Genomic DNA, 17,491 nt, shown 5'->3' on the forward strand with positions numbered 1-17,491 from the left:
CGCTGCCCCGCCGGCATCGGCCACGACCGCCAGGCCGCACCGCGCAGTCCACCGGCCACGCGCCCGGGCGCTGTCGCCGCCACGGCCGGCGCGAATCAGCTGACGATGCGGCAGCGGCGATCCGCCTCGAACAATCCACCTTCCGTACTCCTGCTTCCGTCATAGCCCAGAGACGCCCATGAACACCCATCCCAACGACCACATCGTGAGAAGCTACGACGAAGAACAGCACCGCCTGGTGGCCGAGATCGTGCGCATGGGCGAGATGTCCGTCGCCCAGCTCGAGGCCGCGCTGGACGTGATCGAGCGCCGCGACGAGAGCGCCGCGCGGCGCATCATCGCCAACGACGAGGCCATCGACGCGCTGGAGCAGCAGATCAGCCACGACGTGATGCGCCTGGCCCTGCGCGGCCCGATGGCGCGCGACCTGCGCGAGATCCTCGCCGGGCTGCGCATCCCGGCCGACATCGAGCGCATCGGCGACTACGCCGCCAACGTCGCCAAGCGCTCCATCGCGCTGGCCGCGGTACCGCCGCTGCCGCAGGTCCAGGGCCTGCGCGCCCTGGGCCGGCTCGCCGCGCAGCAGGTCCGGCGCGCGCTCGATGCCTATCGCGGCAACGACGCCGAGGCCGCCCAGGCGCTGCGCGAGGACGACGCCCGGCTGGACGCGCAGTACACCGCGCTGTTCCGCGAGCTGCTCACCTACATGATGGAAGACCCGCGCAACATCACCCCGTGCACGCACCTGCTGTTCATGGCCAAGAACCTGGAGCGGATCGGCGACCACGCCACCAACATCGCCGAGAACGTATGGTTCCTGGTCCACGGCGACGTGCCGCTGCCGCCGCGCGAGAAGCGCGACGAGACCAGTTCGGTGGATCACACCTGATACGCGAACGCCGGGCCAGGCCCGGCGTTCCGCGTGCGGCGTCGGTCAGTTGCCGGCGCTGCTCAAAGCCGCTGGCGCACCGCCTCGAACAGCGCCACGCCGGTGGCCACCGATACGTTGAGGCTTTCCACGTCGCCCGGCATCGGGATCCGCACCAGGCCGTCGCAGGTCTCGCGGGTCAGCCGGCGCAGGCCGTCGGACTCGCCGCCCATCACCAGCGCCACGTTGCCGCGCAGGTCCAGCTGGTGGATGGTCTGCTCCGCCTCGCCAGCCAGCCCGTACAGCCACACGCCCTGCTTCTGCAGGTCCTTCAGGCAACGCACCAGGTTGGTCACCGCCACCACCGGGATGCGGTCGGCCGCGCCAGCGCTGGTCTTGCGCACGGTGGCGTTGACCGGCGCGCTCTTGTCCTTGGGAATCACCACCGCGGTGACGCCGGCGGCGGCGGCGCTGCGCAGGCAGGCGCCGAGGTTGTGCGGGTCCTGCACCTCGTCCAGCACCAGCAGCAGCGCCTTGCCCTCGGCGGCCTCGACCAGCCCTTCCAGCTCGTTCTCGCCCCACAGCTTCGCCGCGGCGTAGCGCGCGACCACGCCCTGGTGGCGCACCTGCCCGGCCACGCCGCCCAGCGCCTGCGCGGCCACGCGGCGCACGTCGATGCCCTTGCGCCGCGCATTCTCCTCGATCTCCACCAGCCGCGCGTTCTTGCTGCCGGCCTCGATCAGCACCTCACGGACGTTGTCCGGGTCCTTCTCGATCGACGAAGCCACGGCATTGACGCCGACGATCCACTGGTTCTGCTTGCTCATTGCGACCGCGCGAAGGGGGAGTTGGGCGCGTAATGGTAGTGCATCGGCCCGGCCGGTACCGCGCCGGCTGAACGGACGCCCGCCGGCGGCCCGGAATTAACCCGCGTTAATGGGTTCCTGCGCCAGGCCTAACGCAGCGGCGCGCAGGGTGAAGGCGCTGGGGCGACCCTGCCGACCGCACTGCCGCCCGGCTCCATCGACACGACAGGAGCGCGATCATGACTGGCATACGCATTGCTCCGCCCATGGCCTGGGCCGTGCTGCTGGCGGGCACGCTGTCCGCGGCCGCCGCGGCCCAGGGCTACGACCCGGCGCACCCACACCCGCGCACCGGGCATCCACCGGTCGCCGGGCGCGAGCACGCGCCGGAAGCCTTCCGCGGCCCCCGCGGCTACCGCCCGGTCAGCCCGCCGCTGGGCTGGGACCGCCGCCCGGAGCGGATCGACCGTGACCACTTCAACCACAATTTCCGCGCCCACCGCCGTTATGGCATCGGCCCCTACCTGCCGCCGCCCGGCTGGGTGGAGCGCACCTGGTACTTCGGCGACCTGCTGCCGGATGCGTTCTTCGCGCCCGAATACCGGCTTGGCGACTACTGGCTGTTCAACCTGGAAACACCGCCGGTCGGCTGCGAATGGGTGCGCTACGGCCACGACGCGCTGTTGGTGGACCTGGGCAGCGGGCGGGTGGAACAGGTCGTCTACGGCCTGTTCTTCTGAGCGCCACGCGGCCCCGCGAGCGTGACGGCGACGGCCGGTGCAGGGCACCGGCCGTTGCGTGCCTCAGTACTTCTGCTTGGCGCGCTTGGCCGGCTTGCCGCGCGGCGGCAGCGGTGGCAGGCCCTGGTCCGCCGCGCTGGCGTCGCCATCGAGCCGCTCGACCAGGCGGAAGTCGATCTTGCGGTCCTCCATGCTGGCCTTGAGCACCAGGATGCGCACCCGGTCGCCCAGCCGGAACTGGTTGCCGCGACGGTCGCCGGTAAGCGTCTTGCGCATCGGATCGAACTGGTAGTAGTCGTGCGGCAGCTGGGTGACGTGCACCAGCCCGTTGACCTTGGATTCGTCCAGCTCCACGAACAGCCCGAAGCTGGTCACGCCGCTGATGACGCCATCGAACTGGCCGCCGACGTGCTTCTCCATCCAGGCCGCGCGGAACCGCTCGTCCACCTCGCGCTCGGCTTCGTCGGCACGGCGCTCGCGCTCGGAGCACTGCAGCGCCAGCGCCGCCATCTCGCGCGGCGTGTAGGTGTACTTGTCGCGCGGGCCGCCGGTGAGCGCGTACTTGATGGCACGGTGCACCAGCAGGTCCGGATAGCGCCGGATCGGCGAGGTGAAGTGCGCGTAGGCCTCCAGCGCCAGGCCGAAGTGGCCGTTGTTGTCCGGCGAGTACACCGCCAGCGACTGGCTGCGCAGCAGCACCGACTCCAGCAGCGCCGCGTCCGGGCGCTCGCGTACCTTCTTCAGCAGCCGGGTGTAGTCGCCCGGCTGCACCTTGCTCCACGCCGGCAGGCTCAGCTTGAATTCCTTGAGGAACTCCAGCAGGTCGGCGAACTTGGATTCCGGCGGCCGCTCGTGCACCCGGAACGGCGCCGGGATGTGGGTCGCAAGCAGGTAGCGCGCGGCCTCGACGTTGGCCGCGATCATGCACTCCTCGATCAGCTTGTGCGCGTCGTTGCGCACCAGCATGCCGGCCTGGGTGACCTCGCCGCGGTTGTCCAGCACGAAGCGCACTTCCGAGGACTCGAACTCGATCGCGCCACGGCGTTCGCGCGCCTTGGCCAGGATGCGGTACAGCTGGTGCAGGCTCTGGATCTGCGGCAGCAGCGGGCCGATGAAGGCCTTGGCGTCGGCGTCGTCCTCGCCCACCGCGTTCCACACCTGGGTGTAGGTCAGGCGCGCATGCGAGTTCATCACCGCCTCGTAGAAGCGCGACTGCACCACCTCGCCCTTGCGGTCCACCTGCATGTCGCAGACGAAGCACATGCGGTCTTCCTTCGGCCGCAGCGAGCAGATGCCGTTGGACAGCGTCTCCGGCAGCATCGGCACCACGTAGCCGGGGAAGTACACCGAGGTGGCGCGCCTGAGCGCCTCATCGTCCAGCGGCGTGCCCGGACGCACGTAGTGCGAGACGTCGGCGATGGCTACCACCAGCCGGAAGCCGTCCCGGTTCGGCTCGCAGAACACCGCGTCGTCGAAGTCCTTGGCGTCCTCGCCGTCGATGGTCACCAGCGGCAGCGCGCGCAGGTCCACGCGGGTGCCGATCATCGTCGGGTCCACCGTCATCGGGATCGCCGTCGCCTCGTCCAGCACCTCCGGCGGGAACTCATGCGGCAGGTCGTGGCCGTGGATGGCGGTTTCCACCACCAGCGACGGGGTCAGCTTGTCGCCGAGCACGGCAATGACCCTGCCGATCGGCGGGCGCCGCGTATCCGGCGCCTGGGTCAGTTCGCACACCACCAGCTGGCCGTCCTTCGCACCGCCGGTGGCGTCGGCCGGGATCTGGATGCTGCGCTGGATGCGCTTGTCGTCGGGCACCACGTAGTTGATGCCCAGCTCCACGCTGAAGTTGCCGATCAGGCGGTTGACGCCACGCTCGAGCACGCGCGCGATGCTGCCTTCGCGGCGGCCGCGGCGGTCGATGCCGGTGACATTGGCCAGCGCGCGGTCGCCATGCATGACCTTGCGCATCTCGTACGGCGGCAGGAACAGGTCGTCGCCGCCCTCGTCCGGGCGCAGGAAGCCGAACCCTTCCGGGTTGGCGATGACCACGCCGGGAATCAGGTTGGTGACCAGCACCGGGGCGAAGCCACCGCGGCGGTTCTGCACCAGCTGCCCGTCGCGCACCATCGCACCCAGGCGCTTGGCCAGCGCGTCGGCGCGCTCCGGTTCGGTCAGGCCGAGCCGCGCGCCGATCTCCTCGGCGTTCTGCGGTCCGTCGCAGCGGTCCAGCAGCTGCAGGATCGCCTCGCGGCTGGCAATGGGCTGGGCGTAGCGCTCGGCTTCGCGCGCGGCATAGGGGTCGTCGAGGACAGCGGCCGGCGCCGGCCGCGAGCGGCCACGCACGAAACTCTTCGGTGGCGCGCTGTCGCGGGATTTGCCGCGGCCGCCCTTGGCGGGCGTGGCCAGGCTCTCCGGCATCCACGGCGGCAGCTTGGCCGACTTGCGGGGCGTGCCCGGCTTTGCGCCGGGGGCGGACTTGGGGGCCTTGCCGGCCCCGGGGGTCTTTTTGTTTTTCATCAGCCCCCATGGTACCCGCTGCGGCGTGGATGAAGTGCGTACGCCACGCGGCCGCCGCCATCCCGAAACACGTTGACAAACCTAGGCACGGTCAGCAGAATTACCGGCTCGGATCGCCCAGGTGGCGGAATTGGTAGACGCACTAGTTTCAGGTACTAGCGGGTAAAACCGTGGAGGTTCGAGTCCTCTCCTGGGCACCACGATTCGAGACGAAGAAACCCGCGCAAGCGGGTTTTTTGTTGCCCGCGCCAGGCCCGTGCCCGGGCCGCACGCGGCGGCCTGCGCCGGGGACCGGAACCGAGGCATGCCGCCCGTGGCGCGGGCGACGGAAGGCCGTGGCCCGCACCGCATTTTGTTGTTGACGCCCCTGCCAATGCCCTGCATAATTCCGCTCCTGAGTCGCCCAGGTGGCGGAATTGGTAGACGCACTAGTTTCAGGTACTAGCGGGTAAAACCGTGGAGGTTCGAGTCCTCTCCTGGGCACCACGACTCAACAGATCAAACCCGCGAAAGCGGGTTTTTTCGTATCTGCGGCCGCGTGCGCCATGTTGCGTGCGATTCCCTGGAAAGCGGCTGCACGCGCTCCACTCCATGACGCTTCGGGCGGCCATCGACAGGCGGCGCCCGTGCACGCTTCCGCTTCGGCGCGCACGCCCTGCATCGCACGCGTCCTTTCCTGCGCCATCGGCTGCACCCTGCGTGCGAACGCCTGCACGAAGCGTTGACACCGCGTCCGGCCATCGGCACAATTGCCGCCCTGAGTCGCCCAGGTGGCGGAATTGGTAGACGCACTAGTTTCAGGTACTAGCGGGTAAAACCGTGGAGGTTCGAGTCCTCTCCTGGGCACCACGACTCAACAGATCAAACCCGCGAAAGCGGGTTTTTTCGTATCTGCGGTCCGCTGCGACTCCGTCGGCGTTGCGTCCAGCCCAGCAACCCTGCCCGGATACGACGATCCCCGCCTTGCCGGCGGGGATCGCGGTGACTCAATGGCCGCCGGCTCTGGCCGCGCCGGCACCGGCGCCGAACGGCGGCTTGGCCAGCCACAGGAACGCGATGATCGCCAGGAAGGTCCAGCCCAGCAAGTAGAAGATGTCGTTGAAGCCCATCTGCGAGGCCTGGTGGTCGATCATGCTGTTCAACAGCGCCGCGCCGTGCTGCAGGTCGCCACGCCCCATCGCCAGCACCTGCTCCTGCATGCCCGGCGTATACGCCGAGACGTGCTCGGTCAGGTGCGCATGGTGCTGCTGGGTGCGGTGTGCCCACAGCCAGGTGGTCAGCGACGCGGCGAAGCTGCCGCCCAGCGTGCGCAGGAAGGTGGCCAGGCCCGAGCCGGCGGCGATCTCGCGCCCGTCCAGGTCCGACAGCAGGATCTGCAGCACCGGCATGAAGAACAGGGCCACGCCCACGCCCATGATCAGCTGCACCCCGGCCACGTGCTGGAAGTCGACCTGCAGGTTGAAGCCCGAGCGCATGAAGCTGGTCAACGACAGGAACACGAAGGCGATGGAGGCGAGCATGCGCATGTCGTAGCGCGACGCGTACTTGCCCACCAGCGGCGCCAGGATCACCGGCAGCACGCCGATCGGCGCCGTCGCCAGGCCCGCCCAGATCGCGGTGTAGCCCATGTCGCGCTGCAGCCACAGCGGCATCATCAGCGCCACGCTGAAGAACGCCGCGTACGCCACCACCATCGCCAGGGTACCGGCGCGGAAGTTGCGGTGGCGGAACAGGCGCAGGTCGACGATGGGGTCCTTGTCGGTCAGTTCCCAGATCAGGAACACCGCCAGCGAGACCACCGCCACGCACGACAGCACCACGATCTTGGTCGAGGCGAACCAGTCCTCGTCGTTGCCCAGGTCCAGCACCAGCTGCAGCGCGCCGACGCCGATCACCAGGGTGACCAGGCCGACGTAGTCCATCTTCGGCGTGTCGATGTGCTCGGGCCGGCCCTTGAGCTGGCTGCCGACCACCAGCGCCGCGAAGATGCCCAGCGGCACGTTGATCAGGAAGATCCATTCCCAGCTGTAGTTGTCGGTGATCCAGCCACCGAGGATCGGCCCGCAGATCGGCGCGACCACCGTGATCATGGCCAGCAGCGCCAGTGCCTGGCCGCGTTTCTCGCGCGGGTAGATCGACACCAGCAGCGACTGCGTGATCGGGTACATCGGACCGGCGACGAACCCCTGCAGCGCACGCGACAGCACCAGCATGCCCATGCTCTGGGCCAGGCCGCACAGCAGCGAGGTGATGACGAAGGCCAGCGTCGCCCACACGAACAACCTGCGCTCGCCGAAACGGCGGCTGAGCCAGCCGGTCAGCGGCAGCGCGATGGCGGTGCTGACCGCGAACGAGGTGATCACCCAGGTCGCCTGCTGCGAACTGGCGCCGAGGTTGCCGGCGATGGTCGGCAACGAGACGTTGGCGATGGTGGTGTCGAGCACCTGCATGAACGAAGCCATCGCCAGGCCGATGGTGCACAGCGCCACGCTGGGCGGTGCGAAACCGGCGGCCGGCTGCGGCAGGGCCGGAGCTTGAGCGGACATGCGTGGCGACCTCAGCCGGCCTGGGCCTGGCGCGGCAGGTTGTCGTGGATGATCCGCGCGATCGCCGCATCGGCATCATGCAGCTGCCTGGCGTAGACGTCGGTGTCGAACACGTTGCCCTTGGCCGGCGTGGCCGGCAGCACCTCGCCCTTCTGGTCGCGCAGGCTCACCTCGGCCTTCATCGACAGGCCGATGCGCAGCGGATGCTCGGCCAGCTGCCTGGCATCGATGGCGATGCGCACCGGTACGCGCTGCACGATCTTGATCCAGTTGCCGCTGGCGTTCTGCGCCGGCAGCAGCGAGAACGCCGACCCGGTCCCCAGCCCGAGGCTGGTGATGCGGCCCTTGTACTTCACGTCGCCGCCGTACAGGTCCGAGCGCAGCTCCACTTCCTGGCCCAGGCGCATGTGCCGCAACTGGGTTTCCTTGAAGTTGGCATCCACCCACATCTGCTCGGCAGGCACCACCGCCATCAGCGCGGTGCCCGGCTGCACGCGCTGGCCGACCTGCACCGAGCGTCGCGCGACATAACCGGCGACCGGCGCGACGATACCGGCGCGGGCGTTGTTGAGCCACGCCTGGCGCAGCTGCGCGGCGGCGGCCTTCACGTCAGGCTGGGTGGCGACCACGGTGTCGTCGACCAGCGCGCGGCTGCGCTCCACCGTCTCGCGCGAACCGGCCACAGCGGCTTCGGCCGCGGCCAGCTCATCGCGGGCATGGGCCAGTTCCTCGTTGGAGATCGCGCCGCTGGCAGCCAGATCACGGCGCCGGGCGAAGTCCTCGCGCACGCGCCGCAGGGTGACCTGGCGGGCGTTCAGGTCGGCCTGCGCGCCCTCCACGGTGCGGTACAGGCCACGGACCTGGCGCACGGTGCGGGCCAGATTGGCTTCGGCCTGCTGCAGCGCCACCTCGGTGTCGGCCGGGTCCAGCTGCACCAGCAGCTGGCCCTGCTCGACGCGCATGCCGTCGTCGGCGGCGATGGCGACCACGGTGCCGGCCACCTGCGGGGTGATCTGCACCTGGTTGCCCTGCACGTAGGCGTCGTCGGTTTCCTCGAACCAGCGGCCGAAGGCGAAGTACCACAGCGCGAACGCCGCCAGCAGCAGGATGATGATGGCAAGCAGTCCGCGCAGCAGCCGGCCACGGCGGCTGCCAACGACGGGGGCTTCAGGAGTGTGGGTCTGGCTCATGGGGTGTTTCTCAGGAATGCGGGGACACGGAGGAGGAGGAAGACGCCGGGGCGGCAACGCCGTCGGCCGGCGGCGCGTAACCGCCACCCAGGGCCTGGGCCAGCCGCGCCGCGGCCAGCAGCTGCTGCGAATGCAGCGTGGCCAGCGCCTGCTGCGCACCGAGCAGCTGCGACTGCGCGGACAGCACGTCCAGGTAATTGCCGATGCCGGCGCGGTAACGCTGGCCGGCCAGCTCGAAGGCCGAGCCGGCGGTGGCCACCGCCTGCTGCTGCGACTGCACCTGCTGTTCGAGCGAGCGCACCGCGTTGACCTGGTCGGCCACCTCGCGCAGCGCATCGACCAGCGCCTGGTTGTAGCCGGCCACCGCCAGGTCGTACTGGGCGTCGGCACCGGACAGGCCGGCGCGAAGGCGCCCGCCCTCGAAGATCGGCAGGCTCAGCGCCGGGCCGAGGTAGGCGAAGGTCGAACCGCTCCTGAGCAGGTCGCCGACGTTGGGCGCGACCACGCCGGCCAGCGCGGTCAGGTTGAAGCTGGGGTAGAACCGGGCCTTGGCGACCTTGATCTGCTTGCCGGCCGCTTCCACGCGCCAGCGCGCGGCGACGATGTCCGGGCGCCGTCCGAGCAGTTCGCTGGGCAGCACGCCCGGCAGTTGCAGCGCGGCCACGTCCAGCGCCTGCGGACGGGCGATGGCCAGGCCGCGGTCCGGGCCCTGACCCAGCAGCGCTGCCAGTGCGGTGCGCGCGGCGTCTATCTGCTGCTGCGCGGCCTGCAGCTGCTGCTGCGCGGCGGGAATGCGGGCTTCGGCCTGCCGCACCTGCAGGTCGCTGTCGATGCCGGCGGCGCGGCGCTGGCGCACCAGCTGCAGGGCCTTGCGCGCACGCTCCAGTTCCTGCTCGGCGATGTCGTGGGCGCGCCAGGCCCGGTCCAGTTCGACATAGGCCTGGACGATGCCCGAGGCCAGCTTCAGGCGCGCGGCCTGGGCATCGACGGCCGCGGCATGCACCGTGTCCACCGCCGCTTCCCAGCTGGCGCGCTTGCCGCCCCACAGGTCGAAGCCATAGCTGAGATCGAATGCGACCTGGCTACTGCCCATGTAGCGGCCGCCGAGCTCCTCGCCGACCATCGATTCGGGCAGGCGCACGCCGGTGTAGCCGCCGGAGACGGACAGGCTGGGCAGGCGGTCGGCGCGGGCGACGCCGGCCTGGGCCTGGGCCTGGCGCAGGCGCGCATCGGCCGCATCCAGGCTGGGATGGCCGGCCAATGCCTCGGCCACCAGCGCATCCAGCTGCGGGTCGCCGAAGGCGCGCCACCAGTCGCTGGCCGGGAACCCGGCCACCGACAGGTCGCTGGTCGCCAGGGTGCGTTCGCTGTGCAGGCTGTCGGCATCGAGCAGCCGCCCCTGCGGCTGCAGGCCGCCGCTGCTGGCGCAGGCCGCGAGCGCCAGCACCAGCGTTGCCGGCAACAGCGTCCGGCCACGGCGGCGCAGGGAGGGGGAGAGGGAAGAGAGGGTCATGGGGGCGTCAGGGAGTCGCGGATGCGGGTGAGAAGGGACATCAGCTGCTCGCGTTCGTCGGGGCTCAGGTCACGCATCGCGTAATCCATCACCGCGTCGCCGCGTTTCTTGAGCCGCGCGCACAGCTCGCGGCCCTGCTCGGTCAGCACGATCTGCAGTGCGCGCCGGTCCTGCGCATGCGCTTCGCGGCGCACGCAGCCCAGCGATTCGAGCTTGTCCAGCAGGCGGGTCACCGCGCTGGGTACCTGGTCCAGCGCCTGCGCCAGTTCGTTGGCGGTGCACGGGGCCATGTGCGCCAGCGTCTTCAGGCCCACGAAATGGGTGAAGCCGATGCCGATGTTCTCTTCGGCCATCGAGGCGTCGAGCTGCCGGGCCAGGCCATCGCGCGTCTGGCGCAGCAGCAGGCCGAAGCTGGGGGGATTGGAGGTCGCGCAGATCATGGGCGGGGATTTTATTCCATCCGGAATAATTCTCAATGGAAATATTCCATCCGGCATGAAATGCGCTGTTGCAGCACTGGATCAATCCCGCCCCCTGGCGGGCCGGGGCACGGCCCGTGGCTTGGCATCCCCGACCGCATCCGGATAATCACCGGCTCGCGGGGGCGACGGCCGTCGCCGCCCCCCAGCACCAGGTAACAGCCCCGCATGACCGAACTCGTACGCCCCGCCTTCCACGGCTTCGAGCAGCAGCCGCTGCGCGAGTACGCCGAGCGCGCCTATCTCGACTACTCCATGTACGTGGTACTGGACCGCGCCCTGCCCTTCATCGGCGACGGGCTCAAGCCGGTGCAGCGCCGCATCATCTATTCGATGAGCGAGCTGGGCCTGAACGCCGCGTCCAAGCCGAAGAAGTCCGCGCGCACCGTCGGCGACGTGATCGGCAAGTACCACCCGCACGGCGACAGCGCCTGCTACGAGGCGCTGGTGCTGATGGCCCAGCCGTTCTCCTACCGCTACCCGCTGATTGACGGCCAGGGCAACTTCGGCTCCAGCGACGACCCCAAGTCGTTCGCGGCCATGCGCTATACCGAATCCAAGCTGACTCCGATCGCCGAAGTGCTGCTGGGCGAACTGGGCCAGGGCACCACCGACTGGTCGCCCAACTTCGACGGCACGCTGGAGGAGCCGAGCTGGCTGCCGGCGCGGCTGCCGCACCTGCTGCTCAACGGCACCACCGGCATCGCCGTGGGCATGGCCACCGACGTGCCGCCGCACAACCTGAACGAGATCGTCAGCGCGCTGGTGCGGCTGATCGACGACCCGGACGCCAGCGTCGCCGACCTGTGCGAGCACGTGAAGGGCCCGGACTACCCGACCACCGCCGAGATCATCACCCCGGCCAGCGACCTGCGGCAGCTCTACGAGACCGGCAATGGCAGCGTGCGTGCCCGCGCCACGTTCCAGAAGGAAGCCAGCAACATCGTCATCACCGCGCTGCCGCACCAGGTGTCGCCGTCCAAGGTGATCGAGCAGATCGCCCAGCAGATGCGCGCCAAGAAGCTGCCCTGGCTGGAGGACATCCGCGACGAATCCGACCACGCCAACCCGGTGCGCGTGGTACTGATCCCGCGCTCCAGCCGCGTCGACGCCGAGCAGCTGATGGGCCACCTGTTCGCCACCACCGACCTGGAGAAGAGCTACCGGGTCAACCTCAACGTCATCGGCCTGGACGGCCGCCCGCAGGTCAAGAACCTGCGGCAGCTGCTGGGCGAGTGGCTGCGCTTCCGCCAGGACACCGTCACCCGCCGCCTCAACCACCGGCTGCAGAAGGTCGAGCGCCGCCTGCACCTGTTGGAAGGCCTGCTGGTGGCCTTCCTCAACCTGGACGAGGTGATCCGCATCATCCGCACCGAGGATGAGCCGAAGCCGGCGCTGATCGCCCGCTTCGGCCTGTCCGAGGACCAGGCCGAGTACATCCTGGAGACCAAGCTCAAGCAGTTGGCGCGCCTGGAGGAAATGAAAATCCGCGGCGAGCAGGACGAACTGGCCGCCGAGCGCGAGAAGATCCTGTCCATCCTCGGCAGCGCCGCCAGGCTCAGGAAACTGGTCAAGGACGAACTGCTGGCCGACGCAAAGAAGTTCGGCGACGCGCGCCGTTCCCCGCTGGTGCAGCGCGATGCCGCCCAGGCCATCGACGAGACCGAACTGGTGGCCAGCGAACCGGTCACCGTGGTGCTGTCGGAAAAGGGCTGGGTGCGCGCGGCCAAGGGCCATGACGTGGACGCCGCCGGCCTGTCCTACCGCGAAGGCGACAGCCTGCTGGCGGCGGTGCGCGGGCGCAGCACCCAGCAGGTGGCGTTCCTCGACAGCGAGGGCCGCGCCTACTCCACGCCGGCGCATACCCTGCCCTCGGCACGCGGCAACGGCGAGCCGCTGACCGGCCGCTTCTCGCCGGCCGCCGGCAGCAGTTTCGTCACCCTGGCCAGCGGCGACAACGACACCCGTTTCGTGCTCGCCTCCTCGCACGGCTATGGCTTCGTCACCCGCTTCGAGAACCTCACCGGCCGCAACAAGGCCGGCAAGGCCATGCTCAACCTGTCCCCCGGTGCGGCGGTGCTGCAGCCGATGGTGGTGGCCAACCCGCAGGCCGATCGCATCGTCGCGGTCACCAGCGCCGGCAACATGCTTGCCATCCCGGCCACCGAACTGCCCGAGCTGGACAAGGGCAAGGGCAACAAGATCATCGAGATCCCCAAGGCCAAGCTCGCCACCGAACGCGTGGTCGCGGTGGTCGCGGTATCGCCGGGCGCCACCCTGCAGGTCCGCAGCGGCCAGCGCACCATGAACCTGTCGTTCAAGGAACTGGATGCGTACGTGGGTGCGCGGGCCTCGCGAGGACACTTGTTGCCGAGGGGGTGGCAGAAGGTCGAGGGGCTCGACGTCCAGTAAGCCGGTTCACTGGCGCGCAGCAGCGTGGCCGGCATCGTCGTCGCCATGTGCATGCGTGGCGCGGCAGAAAGTCGAGGGACTCGACGTCCAGTAAGCCGGTTCACTGGCGCGCGGCGGCGCGGCCGACATCGTCGTCGCCATGTGCATGCGTGGCGCGGCAGAAAGTCGAGGGACTCGTCGTCCAGTAAGCCGGTTCACTGGCGCGCGGCGGCGCGGCCGGCATCGTCGTCGCCATGTGCATGCGTGGCGCGGCCTGGACCGGCAGCAGGCCGTTTCACCGCTGCGCGGCATGGCGATCCATACTGTGCAGCGGCCATGGCAACAACCGCCGAATCCGTTCTACAGGGAACCCCATGACGACACCGCACGATACCCCAGCGCAGAGCACCTGCCCCGAATGCCATGGCGACAATCTGTATGCCCATGGCGGCGTCAATGCCCGCGGTGGCTACGGCCCCGACCTGCTGCCCGGCGCCAGCGGCGTGTTCGCCAGTGCCAAGATGCGCAGTGTCGTCTGCCGCGATTGCGGTCTGGTCCGCTTCTACGCCGGCAACGAGGCGTTGGCCCGGATCACCCCCGAGAACGGCTGGCGCAAGACCCGCTGAGGAGCCCCCCCATGCAACCCGATTTCTGGCTGCAACGCTGGCAACAGGGACAGATCGGCTTCCACCGCGACCAGGTGATGCCGCTGCTGCAGGAACACTGGCCATCGCTGCAGGTGGCGACCGGCAGCCGGGTACTGGTGCCGTTGTGCGGCAAGAGCCTGGACATGCATTGGCTGGCCGCGCAGGGCTACCGCGTGCTCGGCGTCGAGCTCTCGCCGCTGGCGGTGCAGCAGTTCTTCGACGAGGCCGGGCTGCGGCCCGAACGCCGCAGCAGCGCGCTGGGCGAGCATTTCAGCGCCGGACCGATCGAGATCCTCCTCGGCGACGCCTTCACCCTCGACGACCAGACCCTGGCCGGCATCGCCGGGCTCTACGACCGCGCCGCGCTGATCGCGTTGCCGCCGGCGTTGCGCCAGCGCTATCGCGACACCGTATACATGCGGCTGCCGGCCGGCTGCCGCGCGCTGCTGATCACCCTCGAGTACCCGCAGGCGGAGAAGGCCGGCCCGCCGTTCTCGGTGGCGCAGGCGGAAGTGGACGCGTTCGCGCCGTCCTGGCAGGTGGAACTGGCCGAGCGCCGCGACATCCTGGCGCACGAGCCCGGCTTCCGCGCCGAAGGCGTGAGCGCGCTGTCCACCGCGGTCTACCGCATGCGGCGCAACGCCGGCTGAAATTCCGCCCCGCATGAACGCAAAAGGCCGGGAATCCCCGGCCTTGCCTGCGCGATGCGTCCGTCGCGGCTCAATGCGCCGGCGTGCCCTTCGCGTCGATCTTGCTGGCCTGGTACAGCTCCAGGCCGATGCGCCGGATCAGGCCCAGCTGCTGTTCAAGCCACCAGGCATGGTCTTCCTCGGTGTCGCGCAGCTGCGCGATCAGGATGTCGCGGCTGACATAGTCGCCGTGCGACTCGCACAGCTTGACCGCCGCGGCCAGGTTGGCGCGCACCTGGTACTCGGTCTGCAGGTCCTTCTCCAGCATCTCGACCACGCTCTTGCCGGGGGCGAAGACGGGCGGACGCATGTCCGGGTCGCCGCCCAGGAACAGGATCCGCCGCAGCAGCGCGTCGGCGTGCCCGGTTTCCTCTTCCATCTCGTGGCCGATGCGCTCGTACAGCGCATGCAGGCCCTGGTCTTCGTAACGGCGGGAATGGATGAAGTACTGGTCGCGCGCGGCCAGTTCGCCGCGCAGCAGCTCCTTCAGGCATTCGATGACTTCCGGGTGTCCCTGCATGGGGGTGCTCCTGATGTTCGTATGCGCACAGGATGCCCGATCCGGGGCGGCGATGATCTAATCGGAATCAGTTTCAGTTGCGCCCTGCGTGCGGCAGCGCCCTCCCCTACAATCGCCCTTTCCTGGGACCGGGGGAGAGGCGCATGAGGCGCTGGCTGCTGCGTTCGCTGTGGGTGCTGCTGGGGCTTTCGATCCTTGTGCCGGGTGGTATCTGGCTGCTGCTGCGCGGCAGCCTGCCGGAACTGGACGGCGAGCTCGCCCTGCCCGGGCTGTCGGCCCCGGTCCAGGTGCAGCGCGACGGCAACGGCATGGTCACGGTGGATGCCGCAGACGAGCGCGACATGGCCCGCGCGCTGGGCTATGTGCATGCGCAGGAACGCTTCTTCGAAATGGACCTGATGCGGCGCTCGGCCGCCGGCGAACTGTCCGAACTGTTCGGCGCCAATGCCCTGCCGCTGGACCGGCGCATGCGCGTGCACCGCCTGCGCACGCGCGCGCACGACGACCTGGACATCGCCCTGGGCGACCGCCGCGCGGTGCTCGAGGCCTACCGCGACGGCGTCAACGCCGGGCTGGCGGCGCTGCCGGTACGGCCCTGGCCCTACCTGCTGCTGCGCCAGCGGCCGCGCGCCTGGAGCCTGGAGGACTCGGTGCTGGCCGGGCTGGCGATGTACGCCGACCTGCAGGACCCCGGCAACAGCCGCGAGCTGGCCCTGGCCCGCATCCGCGAGGTGGTACCGCCCGCGCTCTACGCCCTGCTCGCGCACGACGGCAGCAGCTGGGATGCGCCGCTGTTCGGCGCCGCGCGCGGCGATGCGCCGCTGCCCGATGCCGCGACGCTGGACCTGCGCCAGCTGGCCGGCGGTGGCGGCGGCGACGCCACGGCCGCCCGCCTTGCCCGCACCCCCGCGCCGCTGCGGGACAGCGGGATCGGCGGGCCACCGGTGGCGGCCGACAGCTCGCCGGGCAGCAACAACTTCGCCGTCGCCGGCGCGCTCACCCGCGATGGCCGCGCGATCCTGGCCGACGACATGCACCTGGCCCTGCGCGCGCCCAACCTCTGGTTCCGCGTGCGCCTGCGCCATCCCGATGCGTCCGCGCCGGGCGGCAAGGTCGACGTGGCCGGCTTCAGCCTGCCCGGGCTGCCGGTGGTCATCGTCGGCAGCAATACCCACGTCGCCTGGGGCTTCACCAACAGCTACATCGACACCGCCGATTTCGCACGCCTGCCGGCCACCGCGCCGTTGCGCGAGTATCGCGAGACCATTGCCGTGGCCGGTGCGCCGGCCGACACCCTGGTCGTGCGCGAAAGCGACTGGGGCCCGGTGCTGCATGAAAACGCCGATGGCAGCCGGCTGGCGCTGCGCTGGACCGCGCAGCTGCCGGGCGCGGTGCGCCTGGACTTCGCCGACATGGCCCGCGCCGCCGACCTGGACGCCGCACTGGCAGTGGCCGACCGCGCCGGCATTCCCGCGCAGAACCTGCTGCTGGCCGACCGCCATGGCCGCATCGCCTGGCGGCTGGTCGGCGCACGCCCGGATCGCAGCGGGACGTGCACCGCCGACGGCATCGCCAACATGCCCGACGCGCCGTTGCCGCCCGACACGTCGCCCTTCAACGAGCCCTGCCATCCGTGGCCGTTGCGCACGGATCAGGCCCCGTCGCTGGTCGATCCCGCCAACCACCGCCTGTGGACCGCCAATGGCCGCGTGCTCGACGGCGCCATGCTGGCCGGGGCCGGCGATGGCGGCTACGACCTGGGCGCGCGGGCACGCCAGGTCCGCGATGGCCTGTTCGCGCGCGAACAGTTCGACGAGCGCGACCTGCTCGCCATCCAGCTCGACGATCGTGCCGTGCTGATGGAGCGCTGGTGGAAACTGCTGCGCGCCACCGTCGAGCACAGCGACGATCCGGCGCTGCGCCGGCTGGAAGCGGCCAGCCGCCAGTGGGACGGCCGCGCCGCGGTCGAATCGGCCAGCTACCGCATCGCCCGCGGCTTCCGCGGCATCACCCTGGACACGCTGGAAACCGGCCTCCTGGCCCCTGCGCGCCAGCGGCTGGGCGAGGACTTCGTGGCGCCGCGCCTGCCGCAACTGGAAGGCGTGGCCTGGCCGCTGCTGGAACAGCGCCCGCCGCACCTGCTGCCACCGCCGTTCAAGCGCTGGGACGAACTGCTGGCGCACAGCGCGCGGCAGCTGGAAGCGGACCTGGCTGCACAGGGCGACGACCTCGGCGCGCGTACCTGGGGCGAGCGCAACACCGCCGCCATCTGCCATCCGCTGTCGCGCGCGTTGCCCGCCCTGTTCAAGCGCTGGCTGTGCATGCCGGCGCAGGCATTGCCCGGCGACGGCAACATGCCGCGGGTACAGACGCCGGACTTCGGCGCATCCGAGCGCATGGTGGTCTCGCCCGGCTTCGAGGCCGACGGCATCGTGCACATGCCCGGCGGCCAGAGCGGACATCCGCTGTCGCCGTTCTGGGGCGCCGGCCACGACGACTGGGTACAGGGCCGGCCGACACCGTTCCTGCCCGGCGCCACCACCCACACCCTGGTACTGCGCCCGCGCTGAAACAGCGCGGGCGGC

General features: G+C 70.2%; 13 protein-coding genes and 3 tRNA genes. 9 read left to right on the forward strand and 7 right to left on the reverse strand.

What is annotated here, in order from left to right; translation table 11 throughout:
- Positions 1–178 precede the first annotated feature (178 nt).
- Complete coding sequence (phoU, locus tag F0P95_RS14440; protein ID WP_182334809.1) at positions 179–889, forward strand: phosphate signaling complex protein PhoU; 711 nt, start codon at positions 179–181, stop codon at positions 887–889.
- A gap of 62 nt (positions 890–951) precedes the next feature.
- Here the strand turns inward: phoU and rlmB are convergent, their stop codons facing one another.
- Positions 952–1,695, reverse strand: a complete 744-nt coding sequence (gene rlmB / locus F0P95_RS14445; protein ID WP_054666779.1) for a 23S rRNA (guanosine(2251)-2'-O)-methyltransferase RlmB — start codon at positions 1,693–1,695, stop codon at positions 952–954.
- Between the two features lie 218 nt (positions 1,696–1,913).
- Between rlmB and F0P95_RS14450 the strand changes: the two genes are divergently transcribed.
- A complete protein-coding gene (locus F0P95_RS14450; protein WP_182334810.1) occupies positions 1,914–2,414 on the forward strand; it encodes an RcnB family protein in 501 nt (166 codons plus the stop codon).
- A gap of 63 nt (positions 2,415–2,477) precedes the next feature.
- Here the strand turns inward: F0P95_RS14450 and rnr are convergent, their stop codons facing one another.
- A complete protein-coding gene (rnr, locus tag F0P95_RS14455; protein ID WP_182334811.1) occupies positions 2,478–4,931 on the reverse strand; it encodes a ribonuclease R in 2,454 nt (817 codons plus the stop codon).
- A 115-nt stretch (positions 4,932–5,046) separates the two neighbouring features.
- Between rnr and F0P95_RS14460 the strand changes: the two genes are divergently transcribed.
- The 3 genes from F0P95_RS14460 to F0P95_RS14470 all read left to right on the forward strand — a co-directional run bounded on the left by F0P95_RS14460 (position 5,047) and on the right by F0P95_RS14470 (position 5,780).
- Positions 5,047–5,131 (forward strand) — tRNA-Leu (locus F0P95_RS14460).
- A 201-nt stretch (positions 5,132–5,332) separates the two neighbouring features.
- Positions 5,333–5,417: transfer RNA gene (locus F0P95_RS14465), tRNA-Leu, on the forward strand.
- A 278-nt stretch (positions 5,418–5,695) separates the two neighbouring features.
- Positions 5,696–5,780, forward strand: a tRNA-Leu gene (locus F0P95_RS14470).
- A gap of 137 nt (positions 5,781–5,917) precedes the next feature.
- Here F0P95_RS14470 and F0P95_RS14475 read toward each other — a convergent pair.
- Genes F0P95_RS14475 through F0P95_RS14490 form a run of 4 tightly spaced genes read right to left on the reverse strand, consistent with a single transcriptional unit; the run spans position 5,918 to position 10,620 of the window.
- Complete coding sequence (locus tag F0P95_RS14475; protein ID WP_182334812.1) at positions 5,918–7,477, reverse strand: DHA2 family efflux MFS transporter permease subunit; 1,560 nt, start codon at positions 7,475–7,477, stop codon at positions 5,918–5,920.
- A gap of 11 nt (positions 7,478–7,488) precedes the next feature.
- Entirely contained in the window at positions 7,489–8,667 is a 1,179-nt protein-coding gene (locus F0P95_RS14480) for an HlyD/EmrA/EmrK family protein (protein WP_182334813.1), read from the reverse strand.
- A gap of 10 nt (positions 8,668–8,677) precedes the next feature.
- On the reverse strand, positions 8,678–10,180 hold the full coding sequence (locus F0P95_RS14485) for an efflux transporter outer membrane subunit (RefSeq protein ID WP_182334814.1): 1,503 nt from the start codon (positions 10,178–10,180) through the stop codon (positions 8,678–8,680).
- The gene (locus tag F0P95_RS14490; RefSeq protein WP_182334815.1) at positions 10,177–10,620 is read right to left on the reverse strand and encodes a MarR family winged helix-turn-helix transcriptional regulator; all 444 of its coding nucleotides are present in this window, start codon (positions 10,618–10,620) and stop codon (positions 10,177–10,179) included. The genes F0P95_RS14485 and F0P95_RS14490 overlap by 4 nt, the downstream gene beginning before the upstream one ends.
- A gap of 207 nt (positions 10,621–10,827) precedes the next feature.
- Here F0P95_RS14490 and parC point away from each other — a divergent pair, with 207 nt between their 5' ends.
- The 3 genes from parC (at position 10,828) to F0P95_RS14505 (ending at position 14,347) form a co-directional block, all read left to right on the forward strand.
- Positions 10,828–13,071, forward strand: coding sequence for a DNA topoisomerase IV subunit A (parC, locus tag F0P95_RS14495; RefSeq protein ID WP_056931477.1), 2,244 nt, complete (start codon positions 10,828–10,830; stop codon positions 13,069–13,071).
- 353 nt (positions 13,072–13,424) lie between these two features.
- Complete coding sequence (locus F0P95_RS14500; RefSeq protein WP_182334816.1) at positions 13,425–13,676, forward strand: hypothetical protein; 252 nt, start codon at positions 13,425–13,427, stop codon at positions 13,674–13,676.
- 11 nt (positions 13,677–13,687) lie between these two features.
- Complete coding sequence (locus F0P95_RS14505; protein WP_182334817.1) at positions 13,688–14,347, forward strand: thiopurine S-methyltransferase; 660 nt, start codon at positions 13,688–13,690, stop codon at positions 14,345–14,347.
- A gap of 70 nt (positions 14,348–14,417) precedes the next feature.
- Here the strand turns inward: F0P95_RS14505 and F0P95_RS14510 are convergent, their stop codons facing one another.
- Positions 14,418–14,906: a ferritin-like domain-containing protein gene (locus F0P95_RS14510; protein ID WP_182334818.1), complete on the reverse strand. Its 489-nt coding sequence runs from the start codon at positions 14,904–14,906 to the stop codon at positions 14,418–14,420.
- Positions 14,907–15,049: 143 nt separating this feature from the next.
- On the opposite strand from F0P95_RS14510, the gene F0P95_RS14515 reads away from it, so the two are divergent.
- Entirely contained in the window at positions 15,050–17,476 is a 2,427-nt protein-coding gene (locus F0P95_RS14515) for a penicillin acylase family protein (RefSeq protein ID WP_182334819.1), read from the forward strand.
- The last annotated feature ends 15 nt before the right edge of the window (positions 17,477–17,491 follow it).

It is taken from the genome of Stenotrophomonas acidaminiphila (assembly GCF_014109845.1).
Lineage (GTDB): Bacteria > Pseudomonadota > Gammaproteobacteria > Xanthomonadales > Xanthomonadaceae > Stenotrophomonas > Stenotrophomonas acidaminiphila.

What these genes read in the sequence shown, in the direction of transcription:
- F0P95_RS14475 (WP_182334812.1), bottom strand. Translation starts at nt 7,477, where the DNA reads ATGTCCGCTCAAGCTCCGGCCCTGCCGCAGCCGGCCGCCGGTTTCGCA.
- F0P95_RS14510 (WP_182334818.1), bottom strand. Translation starts at nt 14,906, where the DNA reads ATGCAGGGACACCCGGAAGTCATCGAATGCCTGAAGGAGCTGCTGCGC.
- F0P95_RS14480 (WP_182334813.1), bottom strand. Translation starts at nt 8,667, where the DNA reads ATGAGCCAGACCCACACTCCTGAAGCCCCCGTCGTTGGCAGCCGCCGT.
- rlmB (WP_054666779.1), bottom strand. Translation starts at nt 1,695, where the DNA reads ATGAGCAAGCAGAACCAGTGGATCGTCGGCGTCAATGCCGTGGCTTCG.
- parC (WP_056931477.1), top strand. Translation starts at nt 10,828, where the DNA reads ATGACCGAACTCGTACGCCCCGCCTTCCACGGCTTCGAGCAGCAGCCG.
- F0P95_RS14490 (WP_182334815.1), bottom strand. Translation starts at nt 10,620, where the DNA reads ATGATCTGCGCGACCTCCAATCCCCCCAGCTTCGGCCTGCTGCTGCGC.
- phoU (WP_182334809.1), top strand. Translation starts at nt 179, where the DNA reads ATGAACACCCATCCCAACGACCACATCGTGAGAAGCTACGACGAAGAA.
- F0P95_RS14500 (WP_182334816.1), top strand. Translation starts at nt 13,425, where the DNA reads ATGACGACACCGCACGATACCCCAGCGCAGAGCACCTGCCCCGAATGC.
- F0P95_RS14450 (WP_182334810.1), top strand. Translation starts at nt 1,914, where the DNA reads ATGACTGGCATACGCATTGCTCCGCCCATGGCCTGGGCCGTGCTGCTG.
- F0P95_RS14485 (WP_182334814.1), bottom strand. Translation starts at nt 10,180, where the DNA reads ATGACCCTCTCTTCCCTCTCCCCCTCCCTGCGCCGCCGTGGCCGGACG.
- F0P95_RS14515 (WP_182334819.1), top strand. Translation starts at nt 15,050, where the DNA reads ATGAGGCGCTGGCTGCTGCGTTCGCTGTGGGTGCTGCTGGGGCTTTCG.
- F0P95_RS14505 (WP_182334817.1), top strand. Translation starts at nt 13,688, where the DNA reads ATGCAACCCGATTTCTGGCTGCAACGCTGGCAACAGGGACAGATCGGC.
- rnr (WP_182334811.1), bottom strand. Translation starts at nt 4,931, where the DNA reads ATGAAAAACAAAAAGACCCCCGGGGCCGGCAAGGCCCCCAAGTCCGCC.